This window comes from Streptomyces sp. NPDC044061, from assembly GCF_056434305.1.
Genome location: NZ_JBWKFL010000003.1, coordinates 185,538 through 207,326, shown reverse-complemented (window position 1 = coordinate 207,326; position 21,789 = coordinate 185,538). Strand labels below are relative to the sequence as shown.

Genomic DNA, 21,789 nt, shown 5'->3' with positions numbered 1-21,789 from the left:
CTGAAGACCACCTCCCCACCCCCCCCTGCCTCCGTCGACCCCCCGCTACTCCGCTCAGCGTCCGGGGCGCGTCGGCCGGGGGGGAGGGGGGGGGGGGCGCCCCCCCCCCCCCCCCCCCCCCCCCACGACTCTGTCGACATCGCGACGGCCGGCCTCACTCCTGGTCGTCGCGATCCGCGGCCTCCTCCTCGGCCTGCTTCGCCTGAACCTCCGGGTCCAGCACAGAGGCGCCGCTGCCGTCCACGGAACTCAGCCGGCCCGACTCCGGCACCTCCGTCGCGGCGGGCGGCTCCACCAGCCAGTCGGGGTTGGCCTGCTTGTCCCACCACTTCCAGGCCGCGAACGCGCCCCCCGCCACCAGGCCCACCAGCGCCAGGACCTTCACGACGCGGCCGGTCCGGGACCGTCGCTCGTGCTTGCGGGCGAGCTTGTGGATCTCCTGCGCCGAGACCTGACCGCGCAGCGCGGCAAGCGTGGCGGCACCGGCGGCGGCACTCCGCGCGGCGGCCTCGTCGCGCACCGGGGCGGTCGCGGCCACCGCCTGCTCGATCTTGGGGCGGGAGTACTCGGCTGCCTGCCGGGCAGCCTTGCGGGTACGGGCGGCGGCCTCCTGCGCGGCGAGGTCCACCTTCGGCGGCACATACGCACGGGCCTGCTCCAGACGCGGGGCGAGTAGGGCGTCGTACTGCTCGCGGGCCTGTTCGGCGGCCTGCGACACCACGGGCGCCAGCCGTACGCGTGCCTCTTGCGCGTAATACGCGGCACGCTCCTTGGCCGTGTCGGCGTAGGGCGCCACCACTTCCGCGGCGTGCAGCACGCTGTCCTTCGCCGAGCCGGTCGCGGCGCGCACGCTTTCGATGCGGGTCACGGGTTCCTCCTCCTCGGTGGCGTACGGTAATTCGACTTTCCACCCTTTTACGGATCATGCCTGCCAACGGCCCGCGCGGCATGCGTGGGCGGGCATATGGGTGCAACAGGTGCTTCCCGTCGACACTCCCACGAATCGCCGCCGCGCGCCCCCTCACCGGGGGAACTCGCCGCGGCCCGACTTCGTCCGGCCCTTACCGTGCGAGGATCTGGGTGTCACAAAAGGACAACGGAAGGCAGACCGTGGCCGAGCAGCTCTACGCCACCCTGAAGACCAACCACGGCGACATCGAGGTCCGGCTGTTTCCGAACCACGCGCCCAAGACGGTCGGGAACTTCGTCGAGCTCGCCCAGGGCGAGCGCGAGTGGACGCACCCGGGCACCGGCGCGGTGAGCACGGACAAGCTCTACGACGGCACGATCTTCCACCGGGTCATCAGCGGCTTCATGATCCAGGGCGGTGACCCGCTGGGCAACGGCATCGGCGGGCCCGGCTACGAGTTCGGGGACGAGTTCCACCCGGACCTGCGCTTCGACCGGCCCTATCTGCTCGCCATGGCCAACGCGGGCCCGGGCACGAACGGCTCCCAGTTCTTCATTACGGTCAGCCCCACCACGCACCTGAACCGCAAGCACACCATCTTCGGCGAGGTCGTCGACCCGGCCTCTCAGAAGGTCGTGGACGCCATCGCCGCCGTGCCGACCACCCTCCCGAACAACCGGCCGGTCAACGACGTGGTCATCGAGACGGTCGTCGTGGGCAAGCGCGAGGGCTGAGCCCCGGCACGGCCCGGAATCCCCTGGGGGGAACCAAACGTCCCGCTCGTCCGTATGGAAGAGCGGGGCGGGGTATGTGCCGAGGGACAGGACCTACGACCAGCAAGGGGATCTCATGGAGCAGGCCGCAGGCAGCGCACAGGGCGCCCGGAGCCTGCCCGTGTGCTACCGGCACCCGGACCGCGAGACCGGTGTGCGCTGCACCCGCTGCGAACGCCCCATCTGCCCCGAGTGCATGGTCAGCGCCTCGGTCGGCTTCCAGTGCCCCGACTGTGTGCGCGGCGGCTCCGGCACGGGACACGCTGCGACGGCGTCGCGGCCGCGTACGGTGGCGGGCGGCACGGTGACGGCGGATCCGCGCCTGGTCACCAAGATCCTCATCGGTGTCAACCTGGCCGTCTTCCTGGTCCAGCTCACCGTGGGCGACCGCTTCACCAATCGGTTCGAGCTCATCGGGCACGCCTACGCCCCTCTGCTCCACGGGGTGCAGGGCATCGCCGAGGGCCAGTACTACCGCATGGCGACAGCGATGTTCCTGCACGGCGGCTATGCCCACATCCTGTTCAACATGCTCAGCCTGTGGTGGATCGGCGGGCCCCTGGAAGCGGCGCTCGGCCGGGCCCGCTATCTCACCCTCTACTTCGTCTCGGGCCTGGCAGGCAGCGCGCTCACCTATCTGCTCGCGGCCCCGAACCAAGCCTCACTGGGCGCCTCGGGAGCGATCTTCGGCCTCTTCGGCGCCACCGCCGTGCTGATGCGGCGCCTGAACTACGACATGCGGCCGGTCATCGCCCTGCTGGTGATCAACCTGATCATCACCTTCGGGGTGTCCGGCATCGCCTGGCAGGCCCACATCGGCGGCCTCGTAGCCGGTGTCATCACCGGCTATGCCATGGTCCACGCCCCTCGTGACAAGCGGGCGCTGATCCAGTACGGCACCTGTGCCCTCGTGCTGGCCGTGGTGGTGGCTCTGACGCTGGTCAGGACCGCACAGCTCGCCTGATACCGAACCGTTGTCCACAGCGTGTGCCGGATCTTGTGCACACGGTGCGGGCACAGCTGTGCCCCCTGCCGCTCGTATGTGTTTCCGCAGGTCGAGCAGGGGGCGAACAGGTGTATGAGCACCGGTAGGGCAGTCACACCGGCGTCAACGGCCGATGGGTTATCCACAGATCGTAGTCTTTTCCCCAGGAGGGTGTGGACAGGGCGTCAAGCCTGTGGATAACTCAGCGAACAGCCCTGGGCAGAGCTGTCCCGGCGGTGGCTACTTCCACTGGGTGGAGACACCGAAGCCGGCGGCGATGAAGCCGAAGCCGACCACGATGTTCCAGTTGTCCAGGCTGTCGATCGGCAGCGAGCCGTCGGTGACGTAGAAGACGACGATCCAGGCCAGGCCGATGAGGAACATGGCCAGCATGACCGGCGCGACCCAGGCGCGGTTGGTGAGCTTGATGGCCTGCGCCTGCTTCGCGGGCGGCGGCGTGTAGTCGGCCTTCTTGCGGATACGTGACTTCGGCACGAGGGTCTCTCCTGTCGATGCGCTGCGTGGCCGCGCAGGTAACTGGGTCGGGCTCGGGGCAGCGTACAAGGGTCCGTAATGACGACTCTGTGTGCTCCCCCGGCCGTCCGTTAGCGTAGTGCTTCCGCGGCGCCGAAGGAGATAAGGGTACGTTGAGCAATTCTGCCGACTCCCCCGGGACGGGATCAACGGGTTCCGGCCCCGGTCGTGGCTTCCGCTTCCCTCCTGTGCGGATTCTCACGGTGGCCGTCTTCGCACTGGCGGGGCTCATCTTCTTCACGAGCTTCAACACGGCCAAGGGCACCGACATCCGCACCGACTCCTCCCTGCTGAAGCTGTCCGACCTGATCCAGGAGCGCAGCCGCAAGAACAAGGAGCTGGACGAGTCCAACGCGACGCTGCGCGGAAACGTGGAGTCGCTGGCCGAGGGCGACGACGGCAGCACCCGGGCCCAGGACGAGAGGCTCAGCGGGCTGGAGAAGAACGCCGGCACCCAGAAGCTCACCGGCAAGGCGATCACCGTCACCCTCAACGACGCCCCGCCGAACGCGACCGCCAAGCTCCCCGGCTACCCCGAGCCGCAGCCCGACTACCTGGTCATCCACCAGCAGGACCTGCAGGCCGTGGTGAACGCGCTCTGGCAGGGCGGGGCCAAGGGCATCAAGGTCATGGACCAGCGGCTGATCTCCACCAGCGCCGTGCGCTGCGTGGGCAACACCCTGATCCTTCAGGGCCGCGTCTACTCACCGCCGTACAAGATCACGGCGGTCGGGGACCCGGACAGGCTGCAGCAGGCGCTCGCCGCGAGCAAGGCGATCCAGACCTACATGGTGTACGTCAACGTCTACGGCCTCGGCTGGAAAGTCACCGACGACGGGACGGTGACTCTGCCGGGCTACTCGGGCACAGTGGATCTGCACTACGCGAAGCCCGCCCGCTAGTACGGCTGGTACGACTGGTACGGCCGGCACGTGCAGGTCCCCTGTCAGGAGCCGCCGGTGCGCGTGATCGTCAGGACCGTCAGCGAACTGTGCATCACCGTCGGCACCCTGATCGTGCTCTTCGTCGTCTACGTGCTGTTCTGGACCGGCGTCCAGGCCGACGGCGTCATGAACAACCAGATCGACCAGCTGCACCAGCAGTGGTCCAGGGGGACCGTCCGCCCCACGACGGGAAGCTCCGGGGCCCCGGAGGGCGCGCCGGAGCCGACCGCCTACCACTACGGCAGGCCCTTCGCGATCATGTACATCCCGCGGCTCGGTTTCACGTGGAACAAGCCGGTGCTCGAGGGCACCGGCACCGACGTGCTGAAGAAGGGCCTCGCCCACTACGCCGGGACGGCCCGCCTCGGCCAGGAGGGCAACTTCGCGGTAGCCGGCCACCGGCGCACCTACGGCGACCCCTTCAAGGACTTCCCACGACTGCGGCCGGGTGACGCGGTGGTGCTCACCGACGGAACCACCTGGTACACGTATCGGATCGACAAAGGGCCCTACAAAACCGTCCCGAGCGACGTTGAGGTGATCGACCCTGTCCCACGTAAGTCGGGGTACAGGCGTCCGGGCCGGTACCTGACGCTGACGACGTGCGATCCGGAATGGGGACACAGCCACCGGCTGATCGTCTGGGCGCACCTTGACTCCACACAGCCTGTGGAGCAAGGCCAACCGAAGGCTCTGCGCCGTTAGTCTGGTGCTGTACGGCGTGAGTCAGGTGCCGTGGTGGAACGAAAGGGACGGCATGTACGGCTGGATCTGGCGGCATCTGCCGGGAAACGTGTGGGCGAAGGCACTGATCTCACTCCTCCTGGTCCTGGCCGTGGTCTACGTCCTCTTCCAGTACGTCTTCCCCTGGGCCGAACCGCTGCTGCCCTTCAACGATGTGACGGTGGACAACCAGTGAGTGCGCGGATTCTCGTCGTCGACAACTACGACAGCTTCGTCTTCAACCTCGTCCAGTACCTGTACCAGCTGGGTGCCGAGTGCGAGGTGCTGCGCAACGACGAGGTGTCGACGGCCCACGCCCAGGACGGTTTCGACGGCGTGCTGCTCTCGCCCGGCCCGGGGACTCCGGAGGAGGCGGGCGTGTGCGTGGACATGGTCCGCCACTGCGCCTCGACCGGGGTGCCGGTCTTCGGCGTCTGCCTCGGCATGCAGTCGATGCAGGTGGCGTACGGCGGTGTCGTGGACCGGGCGCCCGAGCTGCTGCACGGCAAGACCTCCCCGGTGGAGCACGAGGGCAAGGGCGTCTTCGCCGGGCTGCCCTCCCCGTTCACCGCGACCCGCTACCACTCGCTGGCCGCCGAGCCGGCCACCGTCCCGGCGGAGCTGGAGGTCACGGCCCGTACGCACGACGGCATCATCATGGGCCTGCGCCACCGCGAACTCCCGGTCGAGGGCGTCCAGTTCCACCCCGAGTCGGTGCTGACCGAGCACGGGCACCGGATGCTGGCCAACTGGCTGGTGGAGTGCGGCTACGAGGACGCCGTGGCGAGGTCGGCGGGGCTCGCCCCGGTGGTGGGCAGGGCCACGGCGTGACCGCGCTGCGCCCGGAGCGCGAGACCGATGCCTCGTACGGGGATCAGTCGTACGAGGCTTCCGGTGCGCTTGGGGACTGGCACGCGGCGGGGGCGCTGCCCGAGGAGCCGTACCGTGCGTCGCTGGACGACGAGACGATGGCGCTGCGGATCCCCGATCCGCAGCCGGGCCGGGGCGGCGAGGCTGTGCGGCCCTCTCACGCCGCTTCCGCAGCATCCGCCGCGGGAACCCCGACGGGCGGGCGTGCGGCCCGCAGAAAGGCCGCCAAGCGGCGCGGCGGGCGCCATGGCGGCGGACGGGAGTCGGCGCATCCGACGGGCACCTCGCCGGAGTCCGGGCCGCAGCGGCCGCTCTCCCGGGTCGAGGCCCGGCGGCAGGCCCGGCTGCGCAAGCCGAGCCCGGCCGTGCTCGCGAGCCGGGCGATCGGTGAGGTGTTCATCACCACCGGCGTGCTGATGCTGCTGTTCGTCACCTACCAGCTGTGGTGGACGAACGTCCGCGCCCACGCACAGGCCGGCAGCGAGACCCACCAGCTGCAGAACGACTGGGCCAGCGGCAAACGGGCCCCGGGGGTGTTCGAGCCGGGACAGGGCTTCGCCATCCTGCACATCCCCGAGCTGGACGTGGTGGCGCCGATCGCCGAGGGCGTCAGCAACAAGAAGGTGCTCGACAAGGGCATGATCGGGCACTACGGCGAGGGCGCGCTGAAGACGGCGATGCCGAGCGCCAAGACCGGCAACTTCGGACTGGCCGCGCACCGCAACACGCACGGTGAGCCGTTCCGGTACATCAACAAACTCACGGCCGGTGACGCGGTCGTGGTCGAGACGCAGGACACGTACTTCGTGTACAAGGTGACGTCGACGCTGCCGGTGACATCGCCGTCCAACACGGGCGTGCTGAACCCGATCCCCAGGGGCTCGGGCTTCACCGAACCGGGTCGGTACATCACCCTCACCACCTGTACGCCGGAGTTCACCAGCAAGTACCGGTTGATCGTCTGGGGCAAGATGGTCGAGGAACGCCCACGCAGCAAGGGCAAGCCGGACGCGCTCATCGAGTAGGGGCTGAAGGAACAGTGGCAGGGACCGCCGACGACACCGAAGAGCACACGGACGCGTCCGACGCGGCGCCCGCCCCGCGCCGCCGGGGTCCGGGACGCATCGCCCTCGCGGTCAGCGTCTTCGGTGAACTCCTCATCACCGCAGGCGCGTTGCTCGGCCTGTTCGTCGTCTACTCGCTGTGGTGGACGAACGTGATAGCGGACCGCAAGGCGGACCGGGAGGCGGACAAGGTCCGTGACCACTGGGCCCGTTCGACCGACTCGGCTCCCGGCGCGCTGGACACCAAGGACGGCATCGGCTTCCTGCACGTCCCGGCGATGCGCAACGGCGAGGTCCTGGTCGCGAAGGGCACCGACACGGACGTCCTGAACGACGGCGTGGCCGGCTACTACACGGAGCCGGTCAAGGCGACCCTCCCGATGTCCGGCAGGTCCGGCAACTTCACCCTCGCCGCCCACCGCGACGGCCACGGCGCGAAGTTCCACAACATCGACAAGCTGAGGAAGGGCGACCCGATCGTCTTCGAGACGAAGGACGACTGGTACGTCTACAAGGTGTTCTCGATCCTGCCGGAGACCTCGAAGTACAACGTCAAGGTCCTCACCCAGGTCCCCAAGGAGTCGGGCAGGAGCAAGCCCGGCCGCTACATCACGCTGACGACCTGCACTCCCGTGTACACCTCCCGCTACCGGTACGTGGTGTGGGGCGAGCTGGTCCGGGTGCAGAAGGTGGACAGCGAGCGGACTCCGCCGAAGGAACTGGGCTGAGACGAGCGTCTCACCGCGACGAAGTGGGCCCCCTGCCGGAATCCGGCAGGGGGCCCACTCGTGGGCGCGAGGCCTCAGCCGCTGGTGCCGCCGAAGATGTTCGGGCCGCCGTTGGTGTTGTTGCCGTTGTTCCCGCCGCCCTGGTCGACGGTGAACAGGGTGACCGTGTCGCCCTGGTTGACGTTGCTGCCCGGGGTCGGGTTGGAGGTGACGACGAGGGCGTTGTCGTCCTGCGAGCCCTGGACGTTGACCTGAAGGCCGAGGTCCTCGAGCATCTTCCGGGCGTCCTTGAGCGTGTGGTTCTGGACCTGCGGGACCTGCACCTGCTGCTGGCCCTGCGCCTTGCCGACGTTGATCACGACCGGCGTGTTCTTGCTGACCTGCTGGCCCGCCACCGGGTTGGTGTTCTGGACCTTGCCGTCCTGGTTGGGGTCGGTGACGGCCACGTCGTTGCAGCTCGGCGCCAGGCCCTTCGCCTGCAGCTCGGCCTTGGCCTCGTCACAGGACTTGCCGGTGACGTCCGGGACGGCGATCTTCTCCTCGGCCTTGGCGACCGTCAGCGTGATCGTGGTGCCCTTCTGCTTGGCCGTGCCGCCCTCCGGGTCCTGGGTGATGACGATGCCGGCGGGCTGGGTGGACACCTGGGTCTTCTTGTCGACCTGGAAGCCCTTGGCCTCCAGCTGGGACTTGGCCTTGTCGAACTGGATGCCGCGGACGTCCGGCACGGTGACCTTGGGGGCGCCCGTCGACACCGTCAGGGTGATCGTGTCGCCCTTCTTGACGTCCGCGCCCGCCTTGGGGTTCTGGTCGCAGACGTTGCCCTTCGGCTGGTCGGCGCACGGCTTGCGCGTCGGCGCCGCCAGTTTCAGGTCCGAGTTGACGGCCATCTTCTGGGCGGTGGTGTAGCTGTTGCCGACGAAGTTCGGGGCCTGGAACGTCCCGTCCGTGTTCTTCCCGTCGAACGCCCACTTCCCGATCAGGATCGCGCCGACCAGGACCAGGATGCCCGCGACCACGAGCAGGATCGTGGAGGTGTTGTTCTTCTTCTGCTGGCGGCGCCGGTCGGGGCGCTCGTCGTAGCCGTAGCCGCCGTCGTCCGGGTTCATCGGCGGCAGCATGCTGGTCGGCGCTCCCGCGTCCGCGCGCAGCGCCGTCGTCGGCTGGTCGTCGGGGTAGCCGCCGTAGCCCACCGCACCCATCGCGGCCGTCGCCGCGACCGGCTGGCCGTCGAGGCAGGCCTCGATGTCGGCGCGCATCTCGTCGGCCGACTGATAGCGGTAGTTCGGGTCCTTGACCAGCGCCTTCAGGACGATGGCGTCCATTTCGGGGGTGATCTCGGGATCGAAGACGCTGGGCGCCTGCGGTTCCTCGCGAACGTGCTGGTAGGCCACGGCCACCGGGGAGTCGCCCACGAAGGGCGGCCGTACCGTCAGCAGCTCGTAGAGGAGACAACCGGTCGAATAAAGATCGGACCGGGCGTCCACCTGCTCGCCCTTCGCCTGCTCCGGCGACAGGTACTGCGCGGTGCCGATGACCGCCGCGGTCTGGGTCATGGTCATGCCGGAGTCGCCCATCGCGCGGGCGATGCCGAAGTCCATCACCTTGACCTGGCCGTTGCGCGTCAGCATGACGTTGGCCGGCTTGATGTCACGGTGGACGATGCCGCTGCGGTGGGCGTACTCCAGACCCTGGAGGATGCCGACGGTCATCTCCATGGCCCGCTCGGGCAGCAGCTTGCGGCCGCTGTGGAGAAGCTCACGGAGCGTGGACCCGTCGACGTACTCCATCACGATGTACGGGATCGAGACCCCGTCGATGTAGTCCTCGCCCGTGTCGTAGACCGCGACGATCGCGGGATGGTTGAGCGAGGCGGCCGACTGGGCCTCCCGGCGGAAGCGGGCCTGGAAGGACGGATCACGCGCGAGGTCCGCGCGCAGCGTCTTCACCGCCACGGTGCGGCCGAGGCGGGTGTCATGCGCGAGGTAGACCTCCGCCATGCCACCACGGCCGAGCACCTGGCCCAGCTCGTACCGGCCGCCGAGGCGACGCGGCTCTTCCATAGCTACCTACCAGCCCTCTCCGTCGGTCTCGGCCGCGCACGTGCGTGTGCGGCCGGAGGCTGCCGTCCGGGCCTACCGTACCCGGCTCGCTCCGTGTGACCTGGCCAAGCCCGTAACCCGATACAGGACCGGTATCGCAACGTGCAACGATGTGAAGAGGGCGTGATGGGGGTCACTTCTTGGAGTCGATGACCGCCTCCATCACGTTCTTCGCGATCGGGGCGGCCAGGCCGCCGCCGGAGATGTCGTCGCGGTTGGCGTTCTCGTCCTCGACCACCACGGCCACGGCGACCGGCGAGCTGCCGTCGCTGAGCTTGGCATATGAGATGAACCACGCGTAGGGGTTCGCGCTGTTCGCCACACCGTGCTGGGCGGTACCGGTCTTGCCACCGACGGTGACACCGCCGCCGATCTGCGCGTTCTTACCCGTGCCGTCCTTGACGACCGTCTCCATCATCTGCTGCAGGACCTGTGCGTTCTTCGGCGACAGCGGCCGGCTCATCTCCTCCGGATCCGTCTTCGCGACCGGGTCGACGTTGGAGGACTCCAGCTCGTCGACCATGTACGGCTTCATCAGCCTGCCGTCGTTGGCGACGGCCGAGGCGATCATGGCCATCTGCAGCGGGGTGGCCGCGGTGTTGTACTGCCCGATGGAGGACAGCGCGGTCTGCGACGTGTTCATGCCGTCGGAGAACACCGAGGCGTTGGAGCGGACCGGCGTGAACTGCTCGCTGGTGAAACCGAACTTCTTCGCCTCGGCGAGCATCTTGTCGTTGCCGAGGTCGGCGCCGATCTTGCCGAAGACCGTGTTGCACGAGTACTGCAGCGCGACCCGCATGGTCGCGTTCTCGCACGGGATGTTGCCCTCGTTCTTCAGCTGCGTGGTGGTGCCCGGCATGGTCCACGGCAGCGGCGAGTCGGTCTTCTCGTCGGCCGAGGTGTACTTGCCGTTCTCCAGCGCGGCCGCCGCCGTGACCACCTTGAAGGTGGAGCCCGGCGGGTAGGTCTCGCGCAGCGCCCGGTTCAGCATCGGGTCGGCCGGGTCGTTCTTCTTCTGGAGCTTGTTCCAGGCCTTGGCGTCGTCGCCGGAGTTGCCCGCGAAGGACGAGGGGTCGTACGACGGGTAGGAGGCCAGCGCGAGGATCTTGCCGGTGGACGGTTCGAGTGCGACCACCGCGCCCTTGCCGCCGCGGGACCTGAGTCCGTTGAACGCCGCCTTCTGCGCGGCCGAGTTGAGCGTGGTGACGACGTTGCCGCCCTGCTGCTCCTTGCCGGTGATCATGTCGAGCGTCTTGCGGAAGAAGAGCCGGTCGTCGTTGCCGGTGAGGATGCCGTCGTCGAGCTTCTCCAGCTGGCTGCCGTCGAAGGCCTGCGAGGAGTAGCCGGTGACCGGGGCCCACATGGCCCCGTTCTTGTAGGTGCGCTTGTACTTGTAGTCGCCGCTCTTGGCCTCGACGGACCCGGTTATGGGGTCGCCGTCGACGATGATGTCGCCCCGCGGGTTCGCGTACCGCTCGATGGCGACCCGGCGGTTGGCCGGGTCGGTGCGCAGGTCGTCGGCCTTGAGGTACTGGAGCCAGTTGTCGCGCAACAGCAGAGCGAGGACGAGCAGTCCACAGAAGATCGCGATCCGGCGCAGGGGCTTGTTCATGACGGGCGGACCACCTGGGTCATCTCGGCGTCGGGGTTGCTGGCGGGGGTGGGCGCCGGGCGGCGCGCGGTGTCGCTGATCCGGATGAGGATGCCGATCAGGGCCCAGTTGGCCAGCACGGACGAACCGCCGTACGCGAGGAACGGCATCGTCATACCGGTCAGCGGGATGAGGCCCATCACACCGCCGGCCACGACGAAGACCTGCAGCGCGAAGGCGCCGGACAGGCCGACGGCGAGCAGCTTGCCGAACGGGTCGCGGGCGGCGAGGGCGGTGCGCACGCCGCGCTCCACGATCAGGCCGTAGATCAGCAGGATCGCCATGACGCCGGCCAGGCCCAGCTCCTCGCCGAAGGTGGCGAGGATGAAGTCCGAGTTCGCGGCGAACCGGATCAGGTCGGAGTGGCCCTGCCCCCAGCCGGTGCCGAGGGTGCCGCCGGAGCCGAACGCCCACAGGGCCTGCATGGCCTGCTCGGAGTGGAGCGTGCCGTCGTGGACGCCGGCCTGGCTGAGCTTGTACTCGCGCATCGGGTCGAGCCAGGCCTGCACGCGGGTCTGGATGTGCGGCTCGAAGCTCGCCACGCCGACGGCGCCGACCGCGGACATCAGCAGACCGAAGACGATCCAGCTGGTCCGCTCGGTGGCGACGTACAGCATGATGACGAACATTCCGAAGAACAGCAGCGAGGTGCCGAGGTCGGTCTCGAAGACCAGGATGAGGATCGAGATCGCCCAGACGACCAGGATGGGACCGAGGTCGCGGCCGCGCGGCAGGTACAGGCCCATGAAGCGGCGGCTGGCGAGGGCGAGGGCGTCCCGCTTCACCATCAGATAGCCGGCGAAGAAGATCGCGAGGACGATCTTCGCGAACTCGCCGGGCTGCAGCGAGCCCAGACCCGGCACCCTGATCCAGATCTTGGCACCGTAGATGTTGGCACCGAGTCCGGGCACCAGCGGCAGCACGAGCAGCACCAGCGCGCCGAACATCGAGATGTAGGTGTAGCGCTGCAGGACGCGGTGGTCCTTGAGGAAGATCAGCACGACGACGAACAGGGCGATGCCCAGCGCCGTGTACAGCAGCTGGCGGGGCGCGGCCGTGACGAAGTTGGGCAGTGACTGCAGCAGCTTCGACTGGTCCAGCCGCCAGATGCACACCAGTCCGAGCCCGTTGAGCAGCGTGGCCAGCGGCAGTAGCAGCGGGTCGGCGTACGGGGCGAACTTCCGCACGCCGAGATGGGCGACGCCGGCCAGCAGACCGAGGCCGAGGCCGTAGCTCAGCAGCCCCGCGGGCACCTGGCCGTCGATGGCCAGGCCCACGTTGGCGTAGGCGAACACCGGGATGACCACGGCGAAGACCAGCAGGGCCAGCTCGGTGTTGCGGCGGCTCGGGGCGCCGATCGCACCGATCGTGGACGTGTGGTGCGTCGGCGAATTCGAAGTACTGCTCATCGTGTGACAGGGCCTCTCACGGCTTGCCTACTGCTTGCCGCACTGATCGACGACCTTCTGCTCATCCTCGGAGAGGCTCGGGCCGGGGTTCGGAGTGGCGGTCGCGGTCGGGGTCGGGGACTTCGAGGGGCTCTTCGAAGAGGCCGAACCCGACGGGTTCGGGGTCGGCGATGCCTTGGACGTGAAGGAGGTACGGGTGGTTCCCGTGGTGCCTCCGGCCTCGCCCTGACCCGTCTTCGCGTTCTTCTCGCTCTCGGCGGCCGTGCGCTCCGCCTGCTTCCGGCACGCGGAGGCCTGCACGGACAGTGCCTCGATCTTCGTCTGGGCCTGCTGCAGGCCGCCCGCCGCGATCGTGTTCTTGACCTGCTTCTGCTGGTAGGGCGGCAGGTACTTGAGTTCGATCTCGGGGTGGTCCTTCTCCACCTTGGACAGCGACACCCAGGCCAGGTCCTGGCTGATGCCGCGGTACAGCGCCACGTGCTCGCCGTTGGTGCCCACGTAGTACTGCGTCTGCGTCCAGCGGTAACCGCCGTACAGGCCGCCGCCGATCACCGCGAGGGCCAGACCGCCGTACAGGGATCTCTTCAGCCACCTGCGGCTCTTGCGCGGCTTGACGAAGTCCTCGTCGGTGTAGTCGCCGAAGCCGCCGGTCGGGACGTAGCCGGTGGTGTCGCCGGAGCCGGGCGGGCCGAACTCGCCGCCGCCCTGTCCGTGGCCCTGGCGGCCCAGGTGGGAGGCCCGGCCGGCCGGGGTCTGCATGATGCCGTTGTCGTGCTGGTGGTGCTGGTTCTCGGCGACGGCGCCGACCACGACCGGGGTGTCGGACAGCTGCCCGGCGAGAGTGTCACCGGTGTCCAGGTCGAGCACGTCGGCGACGATCACGGTGATGTTGTCGGGGCCGCCGCCGCGCAGCGCGAGCTGGATCAGCTCCTGCACGGTCTCCTGCGGGCCCTGGTAGCTGGCGAGGGTCTCCTCCATCGTCTGGTGGGAGACGACGCCGGACAGGCCGTCGGAGCAGATCAGGTAGCGGTCGCCGGCCCGGACCTCGCGGATCGACAGGTCGGGCTCGACGTGGTCGCCGCTGCCGAGCGCGCGCATCAGCAGCGAGCGCTGCGGGTGGGTGGTGGCCTCTTCCTCGGTGATCCGGCCCTCGTCCACGAGCCGCTGCACCCAGGTGTGGTCCTGCGTGATCTGGGTGAGCACCCCGTCACGCAGCAGATACGCACGCGAGTCGCCGACGTGCACGAGCCCGAGCCGCTGCCCGGTCCACAGCAGCGCGGTGAGGGTCGTCCCCATGCCTTCGAGCTGGGGGTCCTCCTCGACCATGGCGCGCAGCTGGTCGTTGGCGCGCTGCACGGCGACGCCGAGCGAGGTGAGGATGTCGGAGCCGGGCACGTCGTCGTCGAGCGTGACCAGGGTGGAGATGACCTCGGAGGACGCGACCTCGCCGGCCGCCTGGCCGCCCATGCCGTCGGCGATGGCGAGCAGGCGCGGACCGGCGTAACCGGAGTCCTCGTTGCCCTCACGGATCATGCCCTTGTGCGATCCGGCGGCGAAGCGCAGTGACAGACTCATGCGCACCTCGCCCGTCGGCTCCGGGTACAGCCGGTCGTGTCGAGCCACACTGCCCACCCTCCGGTCGGGAGCGCGCCGGAGACCGGGTGGCGGCCTGCCGCTGCGTGCTCGCTCCGCTCGCGCTCACTCATGACGTAGCACTACTTCCGCAGCTCGATGACGGTTTTGCCGATGCGGATCGGCGCGCCCAGCGGGATCGGTGTGGGGGTCGTCAGCCGGGACCGGTCCAGGTAGGTGCCGTTGGTGGACCCGAGATCCTCGACGATCCACTGGCCGTCGCGGTCCGGGTAGATCCTGGCATGGCGGCTGGAGGCGTAGTCGTCGTCCAGCACGATCGTGGAGTCGTGCGCCCGGCCCAGGGTGATGGTCTGGCCCTGCAGCGCGACGGTGGTACCGGTCAGTGTGCCTTCGCTCACGACCAGCTTGCTGGGAGCGTTGCGGCCACGTCGGCCGCCGCCGCTCTGCTGGGCGCGCTGGGGCGGGGGCGCGGCCTGCTGCCGGGCTGCCTGCTGCGGACGCGCGGCCTCCCTACGCGATCCGCGCTGGGTGACGCGCGTACCGAACAGGTCGCTCCGGATGACCTGCACGGCCACGATCACGAACAGCCACAGTACGGCCAGGAAACCCAGCCGCATGACCGTGAGGGTCAGCTCTGACATTGCCCCCGCTTCACCCTTCGGCTTGCCTATAGATAACGGTGGTGCTGCCCACGACGATCCGCGAGCCGTCGCGGAGCGTAGCGCGGGTGGTGTGCTGCCCGTCCACCACGATGCCGTTGGTGGAGCCGAGATCCTGGATCGTCGAGGGCGTCCCGGTCCGGATCTCGCAGTGCCGGCGCGAGACGCCGGGGTCGTCGATCCGCACGTCGGCGTCGGTGCTGCGACCCAGCACCAGCGTCGCACGGGAGATCTGGTGGCGGCTGCCGTTGATCTCGATCCAGTAGCGGGTGCGCCCGCCGCTCATCGGAGCGGCGGCGGGCCGCTGGGTGGCGGGCTGGGGGTAGCCGTAACCGCCGGGGCGGGCGCCGGGCGGCGGCGCGGACGGCATCGGGGGCGCTCCGGCGGGAGCGGCCGGCGGGTAGCCGTAGCCGCCCTGGGCGCTCTGGCCGGGCCGGCCGGCGGGCGCCGCGGGTGCGCCGCCCTGCTGGCTGGCGGAGGAGGCGAGGGTGCGCGAGCGCACCCGGTACAGACCGGTGTCGAGGTCGTCGGCCTTCTCCAGGTTGACCTTGATCGGTCCCATGAAGGTGTAGCGCTGCTGCTTGGCGTAGTCGCGCACCATGCCGGCCAGCTCGTCGCCGAGCTGCCCGGAGTAGGGGCTGAGGCGCTCGTGGTCCGGCGCGCTCAGCTCCACGATGAAGTCGTTGGGTACGACCGTGCGGTCGCGGTTCCAGATGGTGGCGTTGTTGTCGCACTCCCGCTGGAGCGCACCGGCGATCTCCACGGGCTGGACCTCGGACTTGAAGACCTTGGCGAAGGTGCCGTTGACCAGACCTTCGAGACGCTGCTCGAACTTCTTCAGGACTCCCATGGGGCACCTCCTCCGTCGTTGCCGTTCTGTCTTGCCCTGCTCTGTGCCGCTGTCCTGCCCGGTACTGCTTACTGATCGTATCTACGCTGTCCGGCAATGAGCCGGTTCCCCGAGCGGCTCCCCTTCGAACTCCTCTGACAAGGATCGTAGAGGGGGGCGAAGACCAGTGTCCCGCACCCGGCTGTGGACCCGGTCCGCCTCCTGCGTAGATGACCGTGACCGGTACGAGGTTGATACGTGAACAGGCACTCCCTGATACGTCGGTGGCGCGGGGCCGGGCCGGGCGGGCCGTAAGGGATGTGAACCCACCCCGTACGACGTGCTAATGTTCTGGATGTCGGAAGGGGCCGGCCCACAAGGGACGAAGTCGGAAGACACACCCGATGCGCGGGTGGCGGAATAGGCAGACGCGCTGGATTCAGGTTCCAGTGCCCGCAAGGGCGTGGGGGTTCAACTCCCCCCTCGCGCACACAGAGGCTACGGGCCCATCGTGAAGACGGTGGGCCCGTAGCCGTTTTGGTGCGTCCGCTTTGTGAGGAAGGTCTCAAGGGCTGCGGCGGCGCAGTGCGAGGGCGGCCGGCACGGTGGCGGCTGTCACGGCCAGGAGGGTGCAGGCGGCCACTGTGCCGCCGGTCACGGTCCAGGGCACGCGGACCGTGACGGGGGCCGACAGCAGGTGCAGAGCGGTGGCCAGGCCCGCGAGGTGTACCGCGGCGGCCAGCAGGCCCAGCAGGGTGCCGGCCGCCACGACCGTCAGCGCTTCGAGGGCCACCAGCCGCAGCAGTTGACACCGGGTCGCGCCGGTCAGCCGCAGGGCGGCAAGGTCGCGCAGCCGGTCCGCGTTCGCCATGACCATGGTGTTGGCCACACAGATGCCGGTGTAGAGCAGAGCGATGCCCAGCACCAGGAACAGACCGAGCCGAGTCGTGCGGTCGTTCGCCGGGTGACCGGCCGCGGTCCACTGCTCCCCGGTGCGGACCCGTACGTGCGCGTCCCGCACCGCCGCACGCAGTCCCGCGGCCACGGCGGCCGTGTCCGCTCCCCTCGCGACGGCGACGTCGACCCGGTCCAGCGGGGCGCCCGGGGCGTTGTGCGGTGTGACATACACCCCGTTGTCACCGGTGCCGGTGGCCATCACCGCTGCGATCCGCAGGGTGCGCCGGGTACCGTCGCCGAGCCGGACGGTGACGTGCCGGCCCACGGTGTGCCGCTGCCACTCCTCGTTGACGCGCCGTGATCCGTCCGGCGGTGAGCGGCAGGCGGGCGGTGGCGGCCAGCGCGGCCGGATCGGCGGCCCGCGCCTCGGACCTGACCAGGGCCACGCCGTCCTCCACGACGAACACCTCGTCCGACGCGCTCGCCGACACCAGCGCACCCGGTACCGCGCGCAGCCGCCGCAGGGTCGCCGCGTCGAAGGCCGACCCGGGCGGCGGGGTGAGCACGAACGCGGCCGTCGTCCGCGCGCGTGCCTTGGCGGCCTTCGCCGCGTCCAGCGTCGCCGTGCTGCCGGGCAGCGCGGCCGCGAGGGCCACCGTGACGAGGAGGGGCGCGGCGATCGCCGCGGTGCGCCGCACGGCACCGGCCGCGCTCTCCCGCACCAGCAGACTCGTGACGCCGGGCAGCCGTACCAGCGCGCGCACCAGGGGCCGCACCAGAGCCGGCGCCAGGAACGCGAGCGCGCCGGTGAGCAGCATCGGACGACTGACGTACGACTTGCGGTGCAGCAGGTCGCCCGGATCGCCGGCCAGCGCCGACGCGAGCGTGACGGCGGCCGTCAGCAGCAGCGCCGTACCGGCGACCCGCCTGCCCCACGTGGTCGCCCGGCTGTCGACCTCGGCCGCGCGCAGCGCCTGGAGTGGGCCGGTGCGGCCCGCCCGCCACGAGGCCGCCAGCACCCCGCACAGGGCGACCAGCAGACCGGTCCAGAAGGCCAGGTGGTACGGCCAGACGGCGGCGCCGAGGCGGAACCAGCGCGGGGCGAGACCCTCGGCCACGACCCGGGCGACCAGGCGCGGCGCCAGGTACCCGCCGAGCGCGCAGCCCGCCGCCGAGGCGAGCGCGCCGGCCACCAGCGCCTCGGCCACGACCATCCGGCGGATCTGGCCCGGCGTCGCCCCGGCGGCCCGCAGCAGCCCGAACTCCCGGCGCCGCTGGGCGACCGCGAAGGCGAACGTGGACGCCACCACGAACACCGACACGAAGACGGCGACCCCGCCGGCCGTGCCGAACAGGGCGTTCAGCGCGGTCATCGCCGTACGGTCCCGGTCGGGGCCGGGCTCGGCGCGACGGCGTTCGTCGCCGGTGAGGACCTGGGCCCCGGTGCCCCGCACCACCTCCGTCACGGATCCCGGGTCGGCGTCCACCACCAACCGGTCGCTGATGGGGTCGAGTCGGGCCGCGCGGGCGTCGGTGTAGAAGACGGCGTGCTCGAAGCCGCGCGCGGGCACGGTGCCCACGACCCGCACCGTGCCGCGGTCGGTGCCGACACGGCTGCCGGCGCGGGCCCAGCCGCCCGTGACGACGACCTCGTCCGTACGGCGTGGAGCACGGCCGCTGTCGAGGGCGTAGCGGGCGAAGACCGCGGTGGACCACGGGTGGCCGACCAGGTCCCGCGGCCCTCCGTCCGCCCGTACAGGGAACGACCGGTCCTCGACGACCGTTCCCAGTGCCCTCAACTGCCGCACCACGGCGGCGGGAAGGGGCTTCGGCCGGGCCAGCTGCCGCACCCGGTCGCCGGCCGGGGTCGCGACCCGCACCGTGTCGGCGCCCTTGACCACGACCGGCGCGGCGGCGAACCGTTCCGGCTCACGGGCGGGCGCGTCCAGGGAGGCGGCGAGGGCCAGGCCCATGACGGTGAGCAGGGCCGTACCGAGCGCCAGGGCGACGAAGCGGCCGGCGAAGGCGGACCGGCGGGCCCGCAACGCGCGCAGAGCGAGGGTCAGCACGGGACCGCCTCCAGCCGGGCCATCCGCGCGGCGACACCGTCCGCGCCCGCACCGCCGAGTTCGCCGCCCAGCCGCCCGTCCGCCAGGAAGACCACCCGGTCCGCGTACGCGGCCGCCACCGGATCGTGCGTCACCATCACGACGGTCTGCCCGTCCCGGTCGGCCATGCCGCGCAGCAGCTCCAGCATCTCACGGCCGGTACGGGAGTCCAGCGCCCCCGTCGGCTCGTCACCGAAGAGCATCTCGGGGCGCGTGATCAACGCCCGGGCCAGGGCCACCCGTTGCTGCTGGCTGCCGGAGAATTCGGCCGGGCGGTGCCGTGCCCGGTGCGCGAGGCCCACCCGCGCCAGCACGTCACGCACGCGCGCGTGGGACGGACGACGGCCGGCCAGACACAGGGGGAGTGCAACGTTCTGCTCCGCGGTCAGATACGGCACGAGGTTGAACGCCTGGAAGACGAACCCGACGCGCTCGCGCCGCAGCAGGGTCAGCCGCCGCTCGCTCAGCCCCGTCAGCTCGGCGCCCCCGACGCGCACCGACCCGGAGGTGGGCCGGTCCAGGCCCGCCGCGCACTGCAGCAGCGTCGACTTGCCCGATCCGGAAGGGCCCATGACCGCGGTGACGGCCGAACCCTCCGTGTAGTGCTCGCCGAGGACAGCGTGCTGCTGCGCGAGGGCCTGATCGGGCTGCTCGGCCGGTTCGGACACGAGGTCGTCGCCGCCGTCGGTGACGCCGACGCACTGCTCGCCGCCGTCGAGGAACACCGACCGGACATCGTCGTCACGGACGTCCGCATGCCCCCCGGCTTCCAGGACGAGGGCCTGCACGCCGCCGTCCTCCTGCGCACCCGCCGGCCCACCCTGCCCGTCCTGGTCCTCAGCCAGTACGTGCAGCGCGCCTACGCCTCCGACCTGCTGGACTCCGGCGTCGGCACCGGCGTCGGCTATCTGCTCAAGGACCGGGTCGGCCAGGTCGAGGAGTTCGTGACCGCCCTGGACGAGGTCGCCTCCGGCGGCACGGTCGTCGACCCCGAAGTCGTACGCCAACTGTTGCGCCGCCGCCGCGACCCGCTGGAACGCCTCACCCCGCGCGAGCGGGAGGTACTGGGGCTCGTCGCCGAGGGCCGGTCGAACGCGGCGATCGCCCGCCACCTGGTCGTCTCCGAGGCTGCCGTCGGCAAGCACATCGGGAACATCCTCACCAAACTCGACCTGCCGCCGGCGGAGGAGACGCACCGGCGGGTGTTGGCCGTGCTCGCGTTCTTGCGGGCTTGAGGGGGCACCTTGGGTGCCGTGGGCGTAGGCGTGGGCGTAGGTGTGGGTGTGGTGCGCGTGGGTGTGGGTGTGGTGGGTGCGGTGGACGCCGGGGGCGCCAAGGTTTTCCACAGGCGCCCGGTTGTCCACAGGGTCTGACGCGTTTCGACCACCGGCTGTACGGTCTGCACGAGTTGATGTTCGGCTCGACGTTCGTTCAAGCACATGTGTTCGGGGGAGGCGGTCGCGATGACCGAAGCCGGTGTGGAAGTGGCGGAAACGACCGAACGGGCGGTGGCGCGCCGGCTGCCCCGGATACGTGGCTTCGCCGAGTGGCCGCAGCAGGGCTCACCCAAGGAGGAGGGCAAGGCACTCAGGGCGAGCGTGCCGCGCGGCGCCCACCGAACCCTCGACCTGGACGGCTCCCGCCCCGACGCCGTCGCCGCGGTGGAGGAGTCCAACGCCGGCCGCATCCCGGAGCTGACGCCCATACGGGTGGGCCGGATGGCGGCCACCCCCTTCGCCTTCCTGCGCGGCTCGGCCGGACTCATGGCCTACGACCTGGCACGCACTCCCACCACCAGGATCGGCGCCCAGATCTGCGGCGACGCACACGCGGCCAACTTCGGCCTGTACGGCGACGCACGCGGCGGCCTGGTCATCGACCTCAACGACTTCGACGAGACCGTGCACGGCCCCTGGGAGTGGGACCTGAAGCGGCTGGCCGCCTCGCTGGTACTGGCCGGACGGGAGGCCGGCGCCGACGAGGACACCTGCCGGAAGGCCGCCCAGGACGCCGTGGGCGCCTACCGGCGCACCATGCGGCTGCTGGCCAAGCTGCCGGTGCTGGACGCCTGGAACGCCATCGCGGACGAGGAACTGGTCTCCCACACCGACGCCCACGACCTGCTCGGCACGCTGGAACGGGTCTCCGAGAAGGCACGGGCCAACACCAGCGGCCGCTTCGCGGCGAAGTCCACCGAAGAAGCCGCCCACGGCGGACGGCGCTTCGTCGACGCACCGCCCGTGCTCCGCCGGATCCCGGACGCCGAGGCGGCCGCGGTCGCCGCGTCCCTGGAGCCCTACGTGGCCACCCTCTCCGAGGACCGGCTGCCGCTGCTGGCACGGCACGCGGTCCACGACGTGGCCTTCCGCGTGGTCGGCACCGGCAGCGTCGGCACGCGGTCCTACGTGGTGCTGCTCCTCGACCACCGCGGGCAGCCGCTGGTGCTCCAGGTGAAGGAGGCCCGGCCGTCGGCGCTCGTCGCGCACCTGGCCACGGCCGGCTTCGACGCACCGCCGGTGGAGCACGAAGGGCGCAGGGTCGTCCTCGGCCAGAAGCGGATGCAGGTGGTCAGCGACATCCTCCTGGGCTGGACCACGGTCGACGGCCGGCCCTTCCAGGTCCGCCAGTTCCGCAACCGCAAGGGCAGCGTCGACCCCGCCGCGCTCGCCGCCGACCAGATCGACGACTACGGCCGTATGACCGGCGCCCTGCTGGCCCGCGCCCACGCCCACAGCGCGGACCCACGACTGATCGCCGGCTACTGCGGCAAGAACGAGGAAGTGGACGAGGCGATGGCCTACTTCGCCGTCGCCTACGCCGACCGCACCGAGGCGGACCACGCAGAGCTGGTGGCGGCGGTGCGGTCTGGGCGGATCGCGGCCGAGACGGGTGTGTGAGGAAGGGAGTACGGCGGGGACGGTGCGAAGGCGGGGGTACGACGACCGGACGTGTCACGGCTGGGATCTCGCTGCCCGGGAGTCCGGCGGCTGGGAGCTCGGCGGCCGGCCCGGGA

General features: G+C 70.4%; 18 protein-coding genes, 1 tRNA gene and 2 pseudogenes. 11 read left to right on the top strand and 10 right to left on the bottom strand.

The features are described 5' to 3' along the window. Positions 1–154: 154 nt before the first annotated feature. The gene (locus tag AC07CM_RS05745; RefSeq protein WP_478875076.1) at positions 155–868 is read right to left on the bottom strand and encodes a DUF5324 family protein; all 714 of its coding nucleotides are present in this window, start codon (positions 866–868) and stop codon (positions 155–157) included. Positions 869–1,110: 242 nt separating this feature from the next. Between AC07CM_RS05745 and AC07CM_RS05740 the strand changes: the two genes are divergently transcribed. After that, complete coding sequence (locus AC07CM_RS05740) at positions 1,111–1,644, top strand: peptidylprolyl isomerase (RefSeq protein WP_478875075.1); 534 nt, start codon at positions 1,111–1,113, stop codon at positions 1,642–1,644. Between the two features lie 115 nt (positions 1,645–1,759). After that, positions 1,760–2,647: a rhomboid family intramembrane serine protease gene (locus AC07CM_RS05735; RefSeq protein WP_478875074.1), complete on the top strand. Its 888-nt coding sequence runs from the start codon at positions 1,760–1,762 to the stop codon at positions 2,645–2,647. A 261-nt stretch (positions 2,648–2,908) separates the two neighbouring features. On the opposite strand, the gene crgA is transcribed toward AC07CM_RS05735, so the two are convergent. Beyond that, a complete protein-coding gene (crgA, locus tag AC07CM_RS05730; RefSeq protein ID WP_053711550.1) occupies positions 2,909–3,163 on the bottom strand; it encodes a cell division protein CrgA in 255 nt (84 codons plus the stop codon). A gap of 152 nt (positions 3,164–3,315) precedes the next feature. Here crgA and AC07CM_RS05725 point away from each other — a divergent pair, with 152 nt between their 5' ends. Genes AC07CM_RS05725 through AC07CM_RS05700 form a run of 6 tightly spaced genes read left to right on the top strand, consistent with a single transcriptional unit; the run spans position 3,316 to position 7,531 of the window. After that, positions 3,316–4,104, top strand: a complete 789-nt coding sequence (locus AC07CM_RS05725; RefSeq protein ID WP_478875073.1) for a DUF881 domain-containing protein — start codon at positions 3,316–3,318, stop codon at positions 4,102–4,104. 57 nt (positions 4,105–4,161) lie between these two features. Continuing rightward, positions 4,162–4,851, top strand: a complete 690-nt coding sequence (locus AC07CM_RS05720) for a class E sortase (protein WP_478875072.1) — start codon at positions 4,162–4,164, stop codon at positions 4,849–4,851. A gap of 16 nt (positions 4,852–4,867) precedes the next feature. After that, positions 4,868–5,065 carry a hypothetical protein gene (locus AC07CM_RS05715; RefSeq protein WP_478875071.1) on the top strand — a complete coding sequence of 66 codons (198 nt, stop codon included), beginning with the start codon at positions 4,868–4,870 and terminating at the stop codon, positions 5,063–5,065. Further along, positions 5,062–5,700 (top strand): aminodeoxychorismate/anthranilate synthase component II, encoded by a 639-nt coding sequence (locus tag AC07CM_RS05710; RefSeq protein ID WP_478875070.1) that lies wholly within the window; start codon positions 5,062–5,064, stop codon positions 5,698–5,700. The genes AC07CM_RS05715 and AC07CM_RS05710 overlap by 4 nt, the downstream gene beginning before the upstream one ends. Beyond that, entirely contained in the window at positions 5,697–6,764 is a 1,068-nt protein-coding gene (locus AC07CM_RS05705) for a class E sortase (protein ID WP_478875069.1), read from the top strand. Before AC07CM_RS05710 ends, AC07CM_RS05705 begins: the two co-directional genes overlap by 4 nt. Positions 6,765–6,778: 14 nt before the next feature. Beyond that, positions 6,779–7,531: a class E sortase gene (locus tag AC07CM_RS05700; RefSeq protein ID WP_478875068.1), complete on the top strand. Its 753-nt coding sequence runs from the start codon at positions 6,779–6,781 to the stop codon at positions 7,529–7,531. A gap of 74 nt (positions 7,532–7,605) precedes the next feature. On the opposite strand, the gene pknB is transcribed toward AC07CM_RS05700, so the two are convergent. From pknB to AC07CM_RS05670, 6 genes are all read right to left on the bottom strand, one after another. Next, positions 7,606–9,591 carry a Stk1 family PASTA domain-containing Ser/Thr kinase gene (pknB, locus tag AC07CM_RS05695; RefSeq protein ID WP_478875067.1) on the bottom strand — a complete coding sequence of 662 codons (1,986 nt, stop codon included), beginning with the start codon at positions 9,589–9,591 and terminating at the stop codon, positions 7,606–7,608. A gap of 172 nt (positions 9,592–9,763) precedes the next feature. Further along, the gene (locus tag AC07CM_RS05690; protein WP_478875066.1) at positions 9,764–11,242 is read right to left on the bottom strand and encodes a penicillin-binding transpeptidase domain-containing protein; all 1,479 of its coding nucleotides are present in this window, start codon (positions 11,240–11,242) and stop codon (positions 9,764–9,766) included. Further along, positions 11,239–12,690 carry an FtsW/RodA/SpoVE family cell cycle protein gene (locus AC07CM_RS05685; RefSeq protein WP_478875065.1) on the bottom strand — a complete coding sequence of 484 codons (1,452 nt, stop codon included), beginning with the start codon at positions 12,688–12,690 and terminating at the stop codon, positions 11,239–11,241. The genes AC07CM_RS05690 and AC07CM_RS05685 overlap by 4 nt, the downstream gene beginning before the upstream one ends. Before the next feature lie 27 nt (positions 12,691–12,717). After that, a complete protein-coding gene (locus tag AC07CM_RS05680; RefSeq protein ID WP_478875326.1) occupies positions 12,718–14,265 on the bottom strand; it encodes a Stp1/IreP family PP2C-type Ser/Thr phosphatase in 1,548 nt (515 codons plus the stop codon). 140 nt (positions 14,266–14,405) lie between these two features. After that, on the bottom strand, positions 14,406–14,924 hold the full coding sequence (locus AC07CM_RS05675; protein ID WP_478875064.1) for an FHA domain-containing protein FhaB/FipA: 519 nt from the start codon (positions 14,922–14,924) through the stop codon (positions 14,406–14,408). A 10-nt stretch (positions 14,925–14,934) separates the two neighbouring features. After that, positions 14,935–15,792, bottom strand: coding sequence for an FhaA domain-containing protein (locus AC07CM_RS05670; protein WP_478875063.1), 858 nt, complete (start codon positions 15,790–15,792; stop codon positions 14,935–14,937). A 385-nt stretch (positions 15,793–16,177) separates the two neighbouring features. Here AC07CM_RS05670 and AC07CM_RS05665 point away from each other — a divergent pair. Continuing rightward, positions 16,178–16,261, top strand: a tRNA-Leu gene (locus tag AC07CM_RS05665). 75 nt (positions 16,262–16,336) lie between these two features. On the opposite strand, the pseudogene AC07CM_RS05660 reads toward AC07CM_RS05665, so the two are convergent. Next, positions 16,337–18,737, bottom strand: a pseudogene (locus AC07CM_RS05660) (ABC transporter permease). Continuing rightward, positions 18,731–19,357 (bottom strand): annotated as a pseudogene (locus AC07CM_RS05655) (ABC transporter ATP-binding protein); the annotation flags it as partial. The pseudogenes AC07CM_RS05660 and AC07CM_RS05655, both read right to left, overlap by 7 nt. 21 nt (positions 19,358–19,378) lie before the next feature. Here AC07CM_RS05655 and AC07CM_RS05650 point away from each other — a divergent pair. Both AC07CM_RS05650 and AC07CM_RS05645 read left to right on the top strand, forming a co-directional pair. Then, entirely contained in the window at positions 19,379–20,011 is a 633-nt protein-coding gene (locus AC07CM_RS05650; RefSeq protein ID WP_478875062.1) for a response regulator, read from the top strand. Positions 20,012–20,239: 228 nt separating this feature from the next. Next, the gene (locus tag AC07CM_RS05645; RefSeq protein ID WP_478875061.1) at positions 20,240–21,673 is read left to right on the top strand and encodes a DUF2252 domain-containing protein; all 1,434 of its coding nucleotides are present in this window, start codon (positions 20,240–20,242) and stop codon (positions 21,671–21,673) included. The last annotated feature ends 116 nt before the right edge of the window (positions 21,674–21,789 follow it).